We start from the raw sequence: 16,391 nt of genomic DNA on the forward strand, positions 1-16,391 counted from the left end.
TTCCCGGCACAACTCATGTTCCCCGAGGCCACGTCGGCCACGGGAATGTGTCTGACGCACGCGTCCGTGCCCACGGGTACCCACAGGCGGCCACCGCGTGCGGCGGGTGAAGGCAAACTACAACGACGGGCACGATGAGCCAAGAGATCCATGAGGCCGAACCGGAAGCGACGCGCCGGAACGCCGGAGAATCGGAAAGCAGCCGGGCAAGTCGCGGCTGGTGGGACCGGAACGCGGACGAGTACCAGAGCGATCACGGCGCCTTCCTCGGGGACGACCGCTTCGTCTGGGGGCCGGAGGGGCTCGACGAGGCCGACGCGGCCCTGCTGGGACCCGCCGCCTCACTGAGCGGCCTGGACATCCTGGAGATCGGCGCGGGCGCCGCCCAGTGCTCCCGCTGGCTGGCCGCCCAGGGTGCGCGCCCGGTGGCCCTGGACCTCTCCCACCGCCAGCTCCAGCACGCGCTGCGCATCGGCGAGGGCATCCCGCTGGTCGAGGCGGACGCGGGGAAGCTGCCCTTCCGGGACGGCTCCTTCGACCTGGCCTGCTCGGCCTACGGAGCGGTGCCGTTCGTCGCCGATCCCGTGCAGGTGTTCCGGGAGGTGCGCAGGGTGCTGCGGCCCGGCGGCCGGTGGGTGTTCTCGGTGACCCACCCGATCCGGTGGGCGTTCCCCGACGAGCCCGGCCCCGAAGGGCTGTCGGTCGCCGCTTCCTACTTCGACCGCGTCCCCTACGTGGAGCAGGACGAAGAAGGCAACGCCGTGTACGTCGAGCACCACAGGACGATCGGTGACCGGGTGCGGGACGTGGTGGCCGGAGGTTTCCGGCTGGTCGATCTCGTCGAGCCCGAATGGCCCGCGTGGAACAACCAGGAGTGGGGCGGCTGGTCCCCGCTGCGCGGCAACCTCATCCCCGGGACGGCGATCTTCGTCTGCGAACGGGACTGACGCCTCTCCCGCGTACGGGGCCGGGCAGGGGGCGTACGGGACGTGAGGCGGGCAGGCGTACGGGGCCGGCGGTGCGGCGTACGAGACTGGGGGCGTGATCCGTACCGACGCGCTGGACCAGTTGCCCGTACGTACCGCTGTGCCCGCCCTGGAGCGGGCGCTCGACGAGCGGGGCGTCGCCGTGCTCTGCGCGCCGCCCGGCACCGGCAAGACGACCCTCGTCCCGCTGGTCCTGGCCGGGCTGACCGGCGCGGGGCCGGTGCGGCGGGTCGTGGTCGCCGAGCCCCGGCGGATCGCGGCGCGGGCGGCGGCTCGGCGGATGGCCTGGCTGCTCGGGGAGCAGCCGGGCGGTCGGGTCGGTTTCACGGTCCGCGGGGAGCGGGTGGTGGGGCGCGACACGGTGGTGGAGGTCGTCACCACCGGGGTGCTCCTCCAGCGGCTCCAGCGCGACCAGGAGCTCGCCGGGACCGATGTGGTGATCATCGACGAGTGCCACGAGCGGCATCTGGACGCGGACACGGTCGCCGCGTTCCTGCTCGACGTACGGGCCGCCCTGCGGCCTGACCTGCGGCTGCTGGCCGCGTCGGCGACGACCGACGCGGAGGGCTGGGCGCGGCTGCTGGGCGATGCCCCGGTCGTGGAGGCGCAGGGCGTGTCGCATCCGGTGGAGGTCGTGTGGGCGCCGCCGTCCCGGCCGGTGAAACCGCCGCACGGGCTGAGGGTCGATCCGGCGCTGCTGACGCATGTGGCGTCGGTGGTGCGCCGGGCCCTCGCGGAACGCGAGGGGGACGTGCTGTGCTTCCTGCCCGGGGTCGGGGAGATCGGGCGGGTCGCAGGGCAGCTCGGCGGCGTGGCCGCCGAGGTGCTTCAGGTGCACGGGCGGGCTCCCGCCGCCGTGCAGGACGCGGTACTGGCGGGCTCGTCCGGCGTCCGGCGGGTGGTACTGGCGACCTCCGTCGCCGAGTCGTCCCTGACGGTGCCGGGGGTGCGGGTCGTCGTCGACTCGGGCCTCGCCCGGGAGCCCCGTACCGACCATGCGCGGGGCCTGAGCGCGCTGACGACCGTACGGGCCTCGCAGGCGGCCGGGCGGCAGCGGGCGGGGCGGGCCGGGCGTGAGGCCCCGGGGGCGGTGTACCGGTGCTGGGAGCAGGCGGAGGACGGGCGGCTCGCACGCTTCCCGTCGCCGGAGATCAAGGTCGCCGACCTCGCGGCGTTCGCGTTGCAGGCGGCGTGCTGGGGCGATCCGGACGCCTCGGGGCTCGCGCTGCTCGATCCGCCGCCGGCCGGCGCGATGGGCGCGGCCCGGGAGGTGCTCACGGCGGTGGGCGCCGTGGACGCGGCGGGGCGGGTGACCGACCGGGGCGTACGGATGTCCCGGCTCGGCCTGCACCCCCGGCTGGCGCGGGCCCTGCTGGACGGCGCGGCCGAGGTGGGCGGGCGGCGGGCGGCCGAGGTGGTGGCCCTGCTCAGCGAGGAGCCGCCGCGCGAGTACGGGGACGATCTGGCGGCGGCGCTGCGTACCGCGCGGCGGGGGCAGGACGGGTATGCGGCGCGCTGGCGGCAGGAGGTGCGACGGCTGTCGTCGTCGCTGGGGACGGCGAAGGACGGGACGCGCGGGGCTGCGGGGGCTTCCGGGGCTGCGGGGGCTGCGGGGGCTTCCGGGAGCGATGACGCGGCGGTCGGGCTGGTCGCGGCTCTGGCGTTCCCGGAGCGGGTGGCGCGGGCGCGGGGCGAGGGAGCGTTCCTGATGGCGTCGGGGACGGGGGCGGAGCTCCGGGACGGCTCACGACTGCGCAGCTCGCCCTGGCTGGCGGTCGCGGTCGCGGACCGGCCCGCGCATTCGGCGTCCGCCCGGGTGCGGCTGGCCGCCGTCGTCGACGAGGACACGGCGCGGCTGGCGGCCGGGCATCTGCGGTTCTCCGGCGAGGAGGTGCGCTGGGTGGACGGCGATGTCGTGGCCCGGTCCGTGGAGCGGCTCGGTGCCGTCGAGCTGTCCGTGCGCGCGCTGAAGCAGCCGAAGCCGGAGCTGGTGCGCGAGGCGTTGCTGGAGGGGCTGCGGCGCGAAGGCACCGGGCTGCTGCGGTGGAGCCGGGACAGCGAGCAGCTGCGGTCACGCCTCGCTTTCCTGCACCGGGAGCTGGGGGCGCCGTGGCCGGACGTGTCGGACGAGGCCCTGCTGGCTCGTGCCGGGCAGTGGCTGGAGCCCGAGCTGTCGCGGGCGCGGCGCCGTTCGGATCTGGGGCGGATCGACGCCGGCCAGGCGGTGCGGCGGCTGCTGCCGTGGGCGACGGGTGAGGCGGCCCGGCTCGACGAGCTGGCGCCGGAGCGCATCGAGGTGCCGAGCGGGTCCCGTATCCGGGTGGAGTACGGCGGGGCGCAGCCCGTACTGGCGGTGAAGCTCCAGGAGCTGTTCGGGCTGCGGGAGACGCCCCGGGTGGCCGGGGTGCCCGTGCTGTTCCATCTGCTCTCCCCCGCCGGGCGCCCGGCGGCGGTGACGGCGGATCTCGCGTCGTTCTGGCGGGAGGGCTACAAGGCGGTACGTGCCGAGCTGCGCGGCCGGTATCCGAAGCATCCGTGGCCCGAGGACCCGACCACGGTCGAGGCGACCCGCTTCACCTCGGCGCGGCTCAGGCGGGGATAGCTTCCGGCCCCGGTGAGGGTGGGCCGGAGCGGCGGGAGCGTGCCTCCAGCCAGAGGGCGAGCGCGAGGAGTCCGGTGGCGAGGAGCAGGAAGCCCCAGGGCAGGTGCGAGGTCAGCAGGAGGATCACGACGCGCTGGGACCTGACCAGCTCGACGGTGTCGACGATGTAGTCCTCGCGCATCTTCACGTGGCCGGCGAACGCGGTGACGGTGTCCTGCGGCATGCCCATCTTCCTGGCGCCGCGCAGCTCCTCGCGGTGGATCTCCTCGCCGTTGACGGGTGCGCCGGTGACGGGGTCGACCCAGAACATCCGCTTGGTGGAGTACCACCGGGTCATGCCCGTCTTGGCCACCTGCGCCGCGGTGACGCCCTTGATGGGCATCTTCTTCGGCATCGGGACCCGGGTCCACGGGATGGTCTGCTCGAAGTAGTAGACGTCCATACCCCGGAAGGTGCGCGTTCCCTTGTAGTGGATGGGCGAGGTCGTGCGGCTCTGGGCGTCGAAGTACTCGTAGTCGCGCTTCTCGGTGAGGAACGGCCACTTGTACTCGATGCCTTCGCGGCGGACCGGATCGCCGTCGACCATTTCGCCGGTGGCGTGGACGGGGTCCTGGCTGTGGGCGTCGAAGATGTAACGCTCGGGGATCTGGGAGACCATTTCTCCGTCGGGGCCCTCGATGTAGGAGAGCGAGTCCCACACGACGACATCGCGGCCGGCGCTGCGCTCGATCTTCTCGGACTCCTCCACATTGCCCTTGAGGGTCTGCACGATGGTGACCTTCTCGACCTCCTCGGATCTGAGGGTGCCGTAGTCGAGGAGGGTGGCCGGCTTCGCCTCAAGGACCATCTCCTGGTACTGGCTCGGCGGGACCTTCGCCAGCCGGGGGAAGGCGTACCAGCGCAGCAGCGGCGACATGGCGGCGAAGAAGACGGCGAAGGCCAGGAGTACGAGGCCGGCTCGGCGGCGCATGGTGGTGTCCTCCCTCTGTGTGCTGCCCGCGGGTGCTCGCGCGCTACTTCTTGGGGCCCGGGACGGTGGTCAGCAGGGGTTTGGGCGAGGTCTCGCCGGGCGGTGCTCCGATCGCGGTCACGGTGAACACGAGCGCGAGGGCTGCGGCCAGTCCTGTGGCGGCGGCGACGAGGGCACGCATGCTCGGCCTCCCGGGAGCGCGGATCTGATAGGGCGTCAGGTTCGGGCACCGTAGCAACAGAGACGCGAGATGAGAACACGCGGGCGCGAGTCGGGAACGCGCGGACGGGAGACGGGAAGAAGCGCGGCCGCCCCTCGGCCCGTGAGGACCGAGGGGCGGCCGGTGTGGCGCCGGGACGTGGCGGTCAGGACACCGTGAGCACGATGTCGAGCGTGCCGCCGCCCTCGGTGGTGAGACGCAGCGTGTACGTGCCGGGGGTGCTGTCCGCGTGGAACGCGGGCAGCGTCAGGAGGCCGTCGGCCCCGGTCCTGAGTCCGGAGAGGGTGCGTACGGGGGTGCCGTCCGCGCCCTTGAAGTAGGGGCCCTTGTCGTTCTCGGCCGGCTGCTCGGCGGCCGTGATCATCGTGGCGGTGACGGCGACGCCCGCGGCCGCCGCGCCCTTGTAGGTCGCCTTGACCTCGACGGCGTCGAACTGTGCGCCGGCGGCGGCCGTCACGGCCGCGGTCCCGGTCCTGGCGATGGCGTCGGCCTGCCGGGCGGTGACGGTCGCGCCGAAGGTAAGCGTGCGCGGATTGGTGGTGCCCGCGACGGCCGTCACCTTGAACGCGCCGGTCCTCTCGCCCGCTCGCAGCACCGGGGAGGTGACGGTGCCGTCGGCCGCGGTGCGCAAGGTGATGGTGGTCAGCCCGCCGGAGAAGCGCGTGTCGGTGTCACCGGTGATGGTGAAGGTCACGGACGCCTTGGCGAGCGGGGCGCCGACGGTGTTCCTCGCCCGCACGGTGACCCGCTCGCCGAACGCCTGGCCGGCCGTGGCGGTCAGCGGGCCGGTGCCGGCGTTCTCCAGGCTGCCGAGCGTCGGGGGCCGCGTGGGGTCGGGGGTGGTGGGCGGCGTCGTCGTGGGCGGAGGCGTGGCCGGCGGCGTGGTGGGTGGCGGAGTCGGCTTCGGGGGCTTCGAGCCGCCGCTCGTCGGCGGCTTCGGGCTCGGGGTCTCGCCGCCGCCGGGGGCATCGGAGGCGGGCGGAGTGGGCTTCGGCGAGGGACTCGCCGTGCCGCCACCGGTGCCGCCCGCGCCGCGGGGACCGGTCGGCAGGACTCCCGTGCCGTCGGGGACCTCGTGGGTGCCGCGCTTGTAGTAGTCGAACCAGGAGCGCACCGTCCGCAGGTACTCCCGCGAGTGGTTGTAGCTCAGCACCGCCCGGTCGAGGTCGGCCCCGACCGCCAGGTCGCGGGGACCGGCGCAGAGGTAGAGCCCGGCCGCGAGTGCCGCGTCGTAGATGTTGTTGGGGTCCTCGCGGCCGTCGCTGTTGCCGTCCTGGCCCCAGGTCGCCCACGTGGAGGGGATGAACTGCATGGGGCCGACCGCGCGGTCGTGGGTGGCGTCGCCGTCGAACGCCCCGTCGTCGGTGTCCTTGATCAGGGCGAAGCCCTGGCCGTTGAGGGCGGGCCCGAGTATCGGGGAGAAGGTGGTGCCGTTCGCGTCGACACGGCCGCCGCGGGCCTGGCCGGACTCGACCTTGCCGATCGCGGCGAGGAGCTGCCACGGGAGGCGGCAGGCGGCGTCGCTGCCGGCGACGGCCTGCTCGGCCTTCTTGTACGCGGCCAGGATCGAGGCGGGTATCCCGGCTTCCGTACTGCCGGTGACCGGCAGATTCACGGAGGTTCCGGGCTTGTTGGGCGTCGTCAGCGGCGGCAGGTCCGTGTGGTAGGGCGAGTTACCGGTGGCCGCGCTGTCGCCGGACGACGAGGAACCGGCCGTCTTCTGGTCTCCGCTTCCCGCGTCCTCGGCCAGTGGTGCACCGGGGCCCTGCGAGGCGGTGAGGGCTGCCACGGCAGCCGCGGCCACCGCTGTGGTGGTGGCCCCCCTGCGCAGTCGGCGGCCGAATTGCGCTGCCATACGTTCTGGTCCCTCCCCGTCGACGGCTGCTCGCACTCCCCAGCGCGAGAACTCAGGCGACCCTACGACAACTCCTGCCGCCCGGACACCGTGCGTTGACCGGTTCTTACTGTTTTTTCACGTTCCCGACAGCAAGTTGTACGGCATGCCCCGAGCGGGGTACAGGGGGCCGCGGAGGCTCGCCCATACTTGCCCCCATGCCGTTCACGCTCAGTCATGCCGTCGCTGTGCTGCCGGGAATCCGCAGGACGGGCGCCGGACGCGGTCCGCTCGTCGCCTCGGCCCTCGTCGCCGGTTCGTTCGCTCCCGATATGACCTACTACGCGGACACCGCGATCCCCGGGGCGATGGAATTCGGCCAAGTGACGCACGCCGTATGGGGCGTGTTCACCGTCGACGTACTGATCGCCGCGACGCTGGTGGCGTTGTGGCTGCTGCTGCGTGAGCCGCTGGTGGCGCTGCTGCCGGCCCGCCGGCAGGGCCGGGTGTACGCGTTCCTGCGAGGGCCGCGGCGGGAGCCCGGCCGGCTACGGCCCCTGGAGGCACTCCGGTTCGCACTGTCCGCGGCCATCGGGGCGGCCACCCACGTCATCTGGGACGCGTTCACCCATCACGACCGCTGGGGGACGGAGCTGATCCCGGCGCTCAACCGGAGCGTGGCCGGCTTCCCCGCCTACCAGTTCGTGCAGTACGGCAGTTCGGCGGTGGCGCTGACGGTGCTCGTGTGGTTCACGGTGTCGGCGCTGCGGCGGGCCGGGGCGGCCCCTACGCCGGAAGCCGTGCCCGTACTCGGACGGCGGGAGCGGTGGTGGGCGGGCGCGCTGCTGACGGTCTGCGTGCTCCTCGGCGTCATCCACCGCTGCGCACGCTGGTACGCCCACTTCGGGCAGATCTCCACGCCGCTCGACATCATCCCGACCGCCTGCTTCGGCGCAGGGGCCGGGCTGGCGGTGGGACTCGTGCTGTACGGGACGTGGCTGCGGCTGCGGAGCGACGCGCGCACCGGACGGACTGATCACACGGGGGAAACGAGCACCGGTCTCGCGGAACGCTCCCGGCCGCGTTCTCGCTGATCTCGCTGATTCTCACTGTCGGGGGCGGAGAGTGGCCGGTGCCCCAGGCTCCGGGTGCTGGGCGCCAGCCGGCCCAGCACCCCGGCGAGTCGCCCCGGCCCCCCCTCGCGTCAGTGGGCGGCGGACTCCCAGTCCGGCCCAACGCCGACGGAGACGTCCAGCGGGGCACGCAGCTCCACCGCGGTCGACATCTCATGGCGCAGGATCCGCTCGACCCGCTCGCGCTCGCCCTTCGCGATCTCCAGGACGATTTCGTCATGGACCTGGAGCAGCATCCGCGACTCCAGCTTCGCCTCGGTCAGGGCCCGGTCCACGTGCAGCATCGCGACCTTGACGATGTCGGCGGCCGTCCCCTGGATGGGTGCGTTGAGCGCCATCCGCTCGGCCGTCTCACGACGCTGGCGGTTGTCGCTGTTCAGGTCGGGGAGGTAGCGGCGGCGGCCGAAGACCGTCTCCGTGTATCCCGTGGCCCTGGCCTCCTCGACGACGCGGTGCAGATAGTCGCGGACTCCGCCGAAACGCTCGAAGTAGGTGTCCATCAGACCGCGTGCCTCGCCGGCCTCGATGTTCAGCTGCTGGGAGAGACCGAACGCGGAGAGCCCGTAGGCCAGCCCGTACGACATGGCCTTGATCTTGCGGCGCATCTCCGGGTCGACGGCCGACTTGTCGACGCCGAAGACCTGCGAGGCGACCGTGGTGTGCAGGTCCTCCCCGGAGGTGAACGCCTCGATCAGGCCCGCGTCCTCCGACAGGTGGGCCATCACACGCAGTTCGATCTGGCTGTAGTCGGCCGTCATCAACGACTCGAAGCCCTCGCCGACGACGAAGCCGCGACGGATCGCCCGGCCCTCGTCCGTGCGGACCGGGATGTTCTGGAGGTTCGGGTCGGTGGAGGAGAGCCGCCCGGTCGCCGCGACCGTCTGGTTGAACGTGGTGTGGATACGGCCGTCCGCCCCGATCGTCTTGACCAGGCCCTCGACCGTGACCCTGAGCTTCGCCTGCTCGCGGTGGCGCAGCATGAGGACCGGCAGTTCGTGCTCGGTCTGTGCCGCCAGCCAGGCCAGGGCGTCGGCGTCCGTGGTGTAGCCGGTCTTGGTCTTCTTCGTCTTGGGCAGCCCCAGCTCCCCGAACAGGACTTCCTGGAGCTGCTTGGGCGATCCGAGGTTGAACTCGTGGCCCACCGCCGCGTGCGCCTCCGTCACCGCCTGCTGCACGGCGCCGGCGAACTGCTGCTCCATGCCTTCCAGATGGGCCCGGTCGGCGGCGATGCCGTGCCGCTCCAGCCGGGCCAGAAGGATCGAGGTGGGCAGCTCCATGTCGTGCAGGAGCTCGACGGCGCCGACCTCCTTCAGCCGCGTCGTGAACGCGTCACCGAGGTCCAGGATCGCGCGGGCCTGCGCCATCAGGGCGTCGGCCTCGGCCTGGTCGTCCGCGCCGAACGCCAGCTGCCCGTCACCCGCGGCGGCGGGGGCGAGCTCGCGGCCGAGATACTCCACGGCCAGCGCGTCCAGCGCGAAGGAACGACGGCCCGGCTTGACCAGGTAGGCGGCGAGCGCGGTGTCCATCGCGACACCCTCGATGTGCCAGCCCTGGTCCGGGAAGACCCGCATGGCGCTCTTCGCGTTGTGCATGACCTTGGGCCGCTCCGGGTCCGCGATCCAGGCGGCGAACGCCTGCTCGTCGGCCTCGTTCAGCTGCGTCGGGTCGATCCAGGCAGCGGCCCCGTCCGCGGCGGCCAACGCGATCTCCGTGACCGTGCCGGTCCCCAGGAACCAGGTGTCGACCGTGGCCACGCCCAGCGGCTGCCCGCCGTGGGCCGCCAGCCAGGGAGCCACCGCGCCCTCGCCCAGCACCGCACCGTCCAGCTCGATGCCCGCGGCGGGCACCGGGCTCTCGTCCTCGACGGCGCCCGGGTCCACGGCCAGCAGCCGCTCGCGCAGGCTCGGGTTACGGATCTCCAGGACGTCCAGCACCCCGGTGACCGCCGTGCGGTCGTACGGAGCGCGCTCCAGGTCCAGCGGCGTCTTCGGCAGCGCCACGTCACGGACCATCTCGGTCAGCCGGCGGTTCAGCTTCACGGCGTCCAGGTGGTCGCGGAAATTCTGTCCCGCCTTGCCCTTGACCTCCTCGGCACGCGCCACGAGGTCGTCGAACGAACCGAACTGGTTGATCCACTTCGCGGCCGTCTTCTCACCCACGCCCGGGATGCCCGGAAGGTTGTCCGACGGGTCACCGCGCAGCGCCGCGAAGTCCGGGTACTGCTGGGGCGTGAGCCCGTACTTCTCCTCGACCTTCGCCGGGGTGAAGCGCGTCAGCTCCGAGACGCCCTTCGTCGGGTACAGCACGGTGACGTTGTCCGTGATCAGCTGGAACGAGTCCCGGTCGCCGGTGACGATCAGCACTTCAAAACCCGCCGCCTCGGCCTGGGTGGCCAGCGTCGCGATCACGTCGTCGGCCTCGAAGCCGTCGATCGCGAACCGGTCGGCACGCATCGCGTCGAGGAGCTCGCCGATCAGCTCGACCTGCCCCTTGAACTCGTCAGGGGTCTTGGAACGGTTCGCCTTGTACTCCGGGAACTCCTGCGCACGCCAGGTCTTGCGGGACACGTCGAACGCCACCGCGAAGTGCGTGGGCGCCTCGTCGCGCAGCGTGTTCGCCAGCATCGACGCGAAGCCGTACACGGCGTTCGTCGGCTGCCCCGTCCCTGTCGTGAAATTCTCCGCGGGCAGCGCAAAGAACGCCCGGTACGCCAGGGAGTGCCCGTCCATCAGGAGCAGGCGCGGTCGGTTGTCTGCCGTCTTCTTCGATGCCGTCTCAGCCACGCCCCCGATCCTGCCACGGCCCACTGACAATCCGGACCGGGCGCGGCGCCCCACGGCCCGTGCGGGGGCCCCGCCCGGTGACGCGTGACAGGATCGTGAGCAGGAACACCTACAGGCAGAACCGTGCGGGCTCGGCAGACCCGCGCAGGCTCAAAGGGGAGCATCATGGCCACCAGGCCCCCGACCGGTGACCCGGTCCAGGACGCGCCGCAGGTCGAAGCGGTCCAGCACTCGGCGGCCGGGCTTCCCGCCGTAGCACACACCCTGCGCGTCGCCCAGCAGCAGATGGGCGTGCGCCGCACCGCGCGGACACTCCTCAAGGTCAACCAGAAGGACGGCTTCGACTGCCCCGGCTGCGCCTGGCCCGAGGGCGACAAGCGCCACACCGCCGAATTCTGCGAGAACGGGGCCAAGGCCGTCGCCGAGGAGGCGACGCTGCGCCGCGTCACACCCGAGTTCTTCGCCGCGCACCCGGTCGCCGACCTCGCCACCCGCAGCGGCTACTGGCTGGGACAGCAGGGCCGCATCACCCAGCCGATGTATCTGCCCGAAGGCGCCGAACGGTACGAGGCGGTCCCCTGGGAGCGAGCCTTCGCGATCATCGCCGAGGAGCTCAAGGCCCTCGCCTCCCCCGACGAAGCACTCTTCTACACCTCGGGCCGCACCAGCAACGAGGCGGCGTTCCTGCTCCAGCTCTTCGCCCGCGAGTTCGGCACCAACAACCTCCCGGACTGCTCGAACATGTGCCACGAGTCGTCCGGCTCCGCCCTCACCGAGACGATCGGGATCGGAAAGGGCAGCGTCTCCCTGGAGGACCTCCACCACGCCGACCTGATCATCGTCGCCGGACAGAACCCGGGGACGAACCATCCCCGGATGCTCTCCGCCCTGGAGCAGGCCAAGTCCGCGGGCGCGAAGATCATTTCGGTGAATCCGCTGCCCGAGGCCGGCCTGGAGCGCTTCAAGAACCCGCAGACCCCGCTCGGCATGATCAAGGGCGCCGCACTCACCGACCTGTTCCTCCAGATCCGGCTCGGCGGCGACCAGGCCCTCTTCCGGCTCCTCAACAAGATGATCCTGGAGACCGAAGGGGCCATCGATAAGACCTTCGTACGCGAACACACCCACGGGTACGAGGAGTTCGCGAAGGCCGCCCGCACCGCCGACTGGGACGGGACACTCACCGCCACCGGGCTCGACCGCACCGCGATCGAAGAGGCCCTGGCCATGGTCCTCGCCTCCAAGCGCACCATCGTCTGCTGGGCCATGGGCCTGACCCAGCACAAGCACTCGGTACCGACCATCCGCGAAGTGGTCAACTTCCTCCTGCTGCGCGGCAACATCGGACGGCCCGGCGCCGGCGTGTGCCCCGTGCGCGGCCACTCCAACGTCCAGGGCGACCGCACGATGGGCATCTTCGAACGGCCCTCGACCGCCTTCCTCGACGCCCTCGACAAGGAATTCGGGATCACCTCGCCGCGCCACCACGGCTACGACGTCGTGCGCTCCATCGAGGCGCTGCGCGACGGCGACGCCAAGGTCTTCTTCGCCATGGGCGGCAACTTCGTCGCGGCCACACCCGACACCACCGTGACCGAGGCCGCCATGCGCCGCGCCCGTCTCACCGTCCACGTATCGACCAAGCTCAACCGCTCCCACGCGGTCACCGGCACCCGCGCCCTGATCCTGCCCACCCTGGGGCGCACCGACAAGGACACCCAGGCGAGCGGCAAGCAGTTCGTGACCGTCGAGGACTCCATGGGCATGGTCCACGCCTCCCGCGGCAACCTCGCCCCCGCAAGCCCCCACCTCCTCTCCGAACCGGCCATCGTGGCCCGGCTGGCCCGCGCCGTCCTCGGCGCCGAATCCGCCACGACCTGGGAGGAGTTCGAGAAGGACTACGGAACGATCCGGGACCGCATCTCGCGCGTCGTCCCCGGCTTCGAGGACTTCAACGCCCGCGTAGCCGTTCCCGGCGGCTTCACACTCCCCCACGCCCCGCGCGACGAGCGCCGCTTCCCCACCGCCACGGGCAAGGCCAACTTCACCGCAGCCCCCGTCGAATACCCCGAACTGCCCGAAGGCAGGCTGCTGTTGCAGACCCTTCGCTCGCACGACCAGTACAACACCACGATCTACGGCCTCGACGACCGCTACCGCGGCATCAAGGGCGGCCGCCGCATCGTCATGGTCAACCCCGAGGACGCGGCGGCCCTGGGCCTCACCGACGGCTGCTACACCGACCTCGTCAGCGAGTGGAAGGACGGCGTCGAGCGACGCGCCCCGGGCTTCCGCGTCGTGCTCTACCCGACCGCGCGCGGCTGCGCCGCCGCCTACTACCCCGAGACGAACGTACTCGTCCCGCTCGACGCCACCGCCGACACCAGCAACACCCCGGCCAGCAAGTCCGTCGTCGTGCGGTTCGAGAACCTGCGGTGACGAACCTCGCCCCCTCCACCCACTAAGCGTTCGCTCAGCGGTCTGATAAGAACAGTGCACACAGCAATGAGTCAGCGCAGACGATCGGAGCCGGACCCATGGGCGAGCACATCGCACCCACGTTCCCCCAGGAGATCATCGACGAGTACGCCGCACTCGGCGTCGACCTCCCCGCACTCTTCTCCGCCGGGCACCTCGGCGAGCGCATGGGCGTCACGATCATCGAGGCCTCCGCGGAGCGCGTCGTGGGCACGATGCCCGTCGAGGGCAACACCCAGCCCTACGGACTGCTCCACGGCGGCGCCTCAGCCGTCCTCGCCGAGACCCTCGGCTCCATCGGCGCCATGCTGCACGGCGGCGCCTCCAAGCTCGCCGTCGGCGTCGACCTGAACTGCACCCACCACCGGGGCGCGCGCAGCGGCCTCGTGACCGGTGTCGCCACCCCCGTACACCGGGGCCGCACCACCGCCACGTACGAGATCGCCATCACCGACGAACAGGACAAGCGGGTCTGTACCGCCCGCCTCACCTGCCTGCTCCGTGACGCACCCCAGCCCGCCGCCGGATAGTCACCGACAGCCCGCACACCCACCTGCCCGGCCCGGAACGCAACGCGCATTTCCGGCCGGGCAGACCCATATCCCCGCCCAGGAAGGGCCGTTGACCAGCGCATTCCATCAACTTCCTTGACCCAGCGGCCGGTTCCATGAGGCACTCGTCAGCCACGCGCGCGATAGCGGTCGGATACATCTTCCCCGATGTAACACTGCGTAACACGCGCGCAATGAGGCAGCGGGGCCCGGCAGCCGGCCCCGGACCCAGGGGCCGATGACCCACGCCCTCCCGCACCCCCCTCGCGCGACAGCACCAAGATCGGTTCAAGCGCCTTAGCAGAGCTGCACGTTCTCAGCATGCGGTCACTTCGGCGTCAAGCGATAAAGCACCACATGTCCACACAGTCACCTCAAGCCTTCCTCAAGGGCATAACAAGACAGTCACATCCTGCCGCTGCCCATCCCGCACCCCCGGCCCTGCCCTTAGAGTCACGGCCAGTCACCACGACGCCGGGCGCGTCTGCTGTACGGCTGCGTCAACCCAGTACGGCCCGGCGATCGTCACGGCACCTCAGCAGAGGAGGCCGCGCCAGGGAAAGGACCCTCTTTCGTGCGACACCGTTCTTTGCTCATACTCACCGCAGTGCTCACCACCGGAGCACTCACACTCACCGCCTGCGGGTCGCGCGACGACGACAAGAAGAGCAGCGGCGGCAGCGACACCCAGACCGTCGTCATCGGCGTCGACGCCCCCCTGACCGGCGACCTCTCCGCCCTCGGCCTCGGCATCAAGAACTCCGCCGACCTCGCCGTCAAGACGGCCAACACGGAGAAGACGGTCCCGGGCATCAAGTTCGAGATCAAGCCCCTCGACGACCAGGCCCAGCCCTCCGTCGGCCAGCAGAACGCCGCCACGTTCATCGGCGACAAGACCGTCCTCGGTGTCGTCGGCCCGCTGAACTCCGGCGTCGCGCAGTCGATGCAGAAGCCGCTCAACGACGCCAGCCTCACCCAGGTCTCCCCGGCCAACACCGGCACCGAGCTGACCCAGGGCAACGACTGGAAGACCGGCGACAAGAAGCGTCCGTACAAGACGTACTTCCGTACCGCCACCACGGACGCGATCCAGGGTGCCTTCGCGGCGAACTACCTCTTCAAGACCGCGAAGATCAAGGACGTCTACCTCATCGACGACCAGAAGCCCTACGGCGCCGGTCTCGCCGCCTCCTTCAAGGCGACGTTCACCGAGCTCGGCGGCAAGATCGTCGGCTCGGACCACGTCAACCCCGACGACCGTGACTTCAACTCCGTGGTCACCAAGGTCAAGGGCTCCAAGGCCAAGGCCGTCTACTACGGCGGCGAGTACCCCGCCGGCGCGCCCCTGAGCCAGCAGCTCAAGGACAGCGTGAAGATCCCGCTCATGGGCGGCGACGGCATGTACAGCGCCGACTTCATCACGCTGAACAAGAAGTCCCAGGGCGACATCGCCACCTCCGTCGGCAAGCCCGTCGAAGAGCTCGAGTCCGCCAAGAAGTTCATCGCGGACTACAAGACGGCCGGCTACAAGGACGCCTACGAGGCGTACGGCGGCGGCACCTACGACGCCACCTGGGCGATCATCGAGGCCGTCAAGGCCGTTGTCGCCGAGAACGACGGCAAGCTCCCCGAGGACTCCCGCGCCAAGGTCCTCGCCGCGATGAGCAAGGTCCAGTTCGAGGGCGTCACCGGCCCCGTCTCCTTCGACGAGTTCGGCGACACCACCAACACCATGATGACCGCCTACCAGGTCGACGGCGGCAAGTGGGTCTCCAAGCTCAGCGAGGCCGTCAAGTAGGTCCCGCAAGGACTCCCGGTCACACATAGCAACCAGACCGCGCGGGAGCGCTACGAGCGCTCCCGCGCGGTGCCATATCCGAACCACTCCACGGAGGCCCTGCGGTGAACGAACTGCCGCAACAGCTGGCCAATGGACTCATCCTCGGCGCGATGTACGGTCTCATCGCGATCGGTTACACGATGGTCTACGGAATCATCCAGCTCATCAACTTCGCACACGGCGAGATCTTCATGATCGGAGGCTTCGGTGCCCTCACGGTCTACCTCGGCCTTCCGTCGGGTCTCTCCCTCATAGCTGCGATACCCCTCATGATCGCCGGTGGCGTCATCGCCGCCGTCGCGATCAGCATGGCCGCTGAACGCTTCGCCTACCGGCCCCTGCGCACAGCGCCACGCCTAGCCCCCCTCATCACGGCCATCGGTCTCTCGCTCGCTCTCCAGCAGGCAGTGTGGATGTGGTACCCGGATGCCACGAAGGACCGTTCCTTCCCCCAGTTCAAGGGCGAAGCGTTCGAAATCTTCGGCGCCAACATCCAGCGCGGTGACCTCTTCGTCCTCATCGTGGCCCCCCTCTGCATGATCGCCCTCGGCCTCTTCGTCTCGAAGACCCGCGCCGGACGCGGCATGCAGGCCACCTCGCAGGACCCCGACACCGCCAAGCTCATGGGCATCAACACCGACCGCATCATCGTCATGGCCTTCGCCATCGGTGCCGCGTTCGCCGCCGTCGCCGCCGTCGCCTACGGGCTCAAGAACGGCCAGATCGGCTTCCGCATGGGCTTCATCATGGGGCTCAAGGCATTCACCGCAGCCGTACTCGGCGGCATCGGCAACATCTACGGCGCCATGCTCGGCGGCGTCGTCCTCGGTGTCGCCGAATCGCTCGCCACCGGCTACATGAGCGAGGTTCCCGGCATGGAACTCTTCGGCGGTGGCGCCTGGAAGGACGTATGGGCCTTCGTCCTGCTCATCCTCGTCCTGCTCATCAGGCCCCAGGGCCTGCTGGGCGAACGCGTCGCGGACAGGGCGTGATA

11 protein-coding genes are annotated in these 16,391 nt (G+C 70.9%); 7 read left to right on the top strand and 4 right to left on the bottom strand.

Annotated features, from left to right (window positions below):
* The first annotated feature begins 134 nt into the window (after nt 1-134).
* Together ACFWSK_RS10715 and hrpB are read left to right on the top strand one after the other, a co-directional pair.
* Nucleotides 135-947 carry a class I SAM-dependent methyltransferase gene (locus tag ACFWSK_RS10715; protein ID WP_383783519.1) on the top strand — a complete coding sequence of 271 codons (813 nt, stop codon included), beginning with the start codon at nt 135-137 and terminating at the stop codon, nt 945-947.
* 94 nt (nt 948-1,041) lie between these two features.
* Nucleotides 1,042-3,588 (top strand): ATP-dependent helicase HrpB, encoded by a 2,547-nt coding sequence (hrpB, locus tag ACFWSK_RS10720; RefSeq protein ID WP_383783520.1) that lies wholly within the window; start codon nt 1,042-1,044, stop codon nt 3,586-3,588.
* Here the strand turns inward: hrpB and ACFWSK_RS10725 are convergent.
* From ACFWSK_RS10725 to ACFWSK_RS10735, 3 genes are all read right to left on the bottom strand, one after another.
* Complete coding sequence (locus tag ACFWSK_RS10725; RefSeq protein WP_383783521.1) at nt 3,575-4,558, bottom strand: DUF3068 domain-containing protein; 984 nt, start codon at nt 4,556-4,558, stop codon at nt 3,575-3,577. The genes hrpB and ACFWSK_RS10725 overlap by 14 nt on opposite strands.
* Before the next feature lie 43 nt (nt 4,559-4,601).
* The gene (locus ACFWSK_RS10730) at nt 4,602-4,739 is read right to left on the bottom strand and encodes an SPW_0924 family protein (RefSeq protein ID WP_383783522.1); all 138 of its coding nucleotides are present in this window, start codon (nt 4,737-4,739) and stop codon (nt 4,602-4,604) included.
* Between the two features lie 184 nt (nt 4,740-4,923).
* The gene (locus ACFWSK_RS10735) at nt 4,924-6,633 is read right to left on the bottom strand and encodes a lytic transglycosylase domain-containing protein (protein ID WP_383783523.1); all 1,710 of its coding nucleotides are present in this window, start codon (nt 6,631-6,633) and stop codon (nt 4,924-4,926) included.
* A gap of 197 nt (nt 6,634-6,830) precedes the next feature.
* On the opposite strand from ACFWSK_RS10735, the gene ACFWSK_RS10740 reads away from it, so the two are divergent.
* Nucleotides 6,831-7,706, top strand: coding sequence for a DUF4184 family protein (locus ACFWSK_RS10740; RefSeq protein WP_383783524.1), 876 nt, complete (start codon nt 6,831-6,833; stop codon nt 7,704-7,706).
* 110 nt (nt 7,707-7,816) lie between these two features.
* Here the strand turns inward: ACFWSK_RS10740 and polA are convergent, their stop codons facing one another.
* A complete protein-coding gene (polA, locus tag ACFWSK_RS10745) occupies nt 7,817-10,528 on the bottom strand; it encodes a DNA polymerase I (RefSeq protein ID WP_383783525.1) in 2,712 nt (903 codons plus the stop codon).
* 165 nt (nt 10,529-10,693) lie between these two features.
* On the opposite strand from polA, the gene ACFWSK_RS10750 reads away from it, so the two are divergent.
* From ACFWSK_RS10750 to ACFWSK_RS10765, 4 genes are all read left to right on the top strand, one after another.
* Nucleotides 10,694-12,967: an FdhF/YdeP family oxidoreductase gene (locus tag ACFWSK_RS10750; protein WP_383783526.1), complete on the top strand. Its 2,274-nt coding sequence runs from the start codon at nt 10,694-10,696 to the stop codon at nt 12,965-12,967.
* Between the two features lie 98 nt (nt 12,968-13,065).
* On the top strand, nt 13,066-13,536 hold the full coding sequence (locus tag ACFWSK_RS10755) for a PaaI family thioesterase (protein ID WP_383783527.1): 471 nt from the start codon (nt 13,066-13,068) through the stop codon (nt 13,534-13,536).
* A gap of 610 nt (nt 13,537-14,146) precedes the next feature.
* Entirely contained in the window at nt 14,147-15,355 is a 1,209-nt protein-coding gene (locus ACFWSK_RS10760; protein ID WP_383783551.1) for a branched-chain amino acid ABC transporter substrate-binding protein, read from the top strand.
* 104 nt (nt 15,356-15,459) lie between these two features.
* Nucleotides 15,460-16,389, top strand: a complete 930-nt coding sequence (locus ACFWSK_RS10765) for a branched-chain amino acid ABC transporter permease (RefSeq protein ID WP_383783528.1) — start codon at nt 15,460-15,462, stop codon at nt 16,387-16,389.
* The last annotated feature ends 2 nt before the right edge of the window (nt 16,390-16,391 follow it).

Source organism: Streptomyces sp. NPDC058620, assembly GCF_042717135.1.
Classification (GTDB): Bacteria; Actinomycetota; Actinomycetes; order Streptomycetales; family Streptomycetaceae; genus Streptomyces.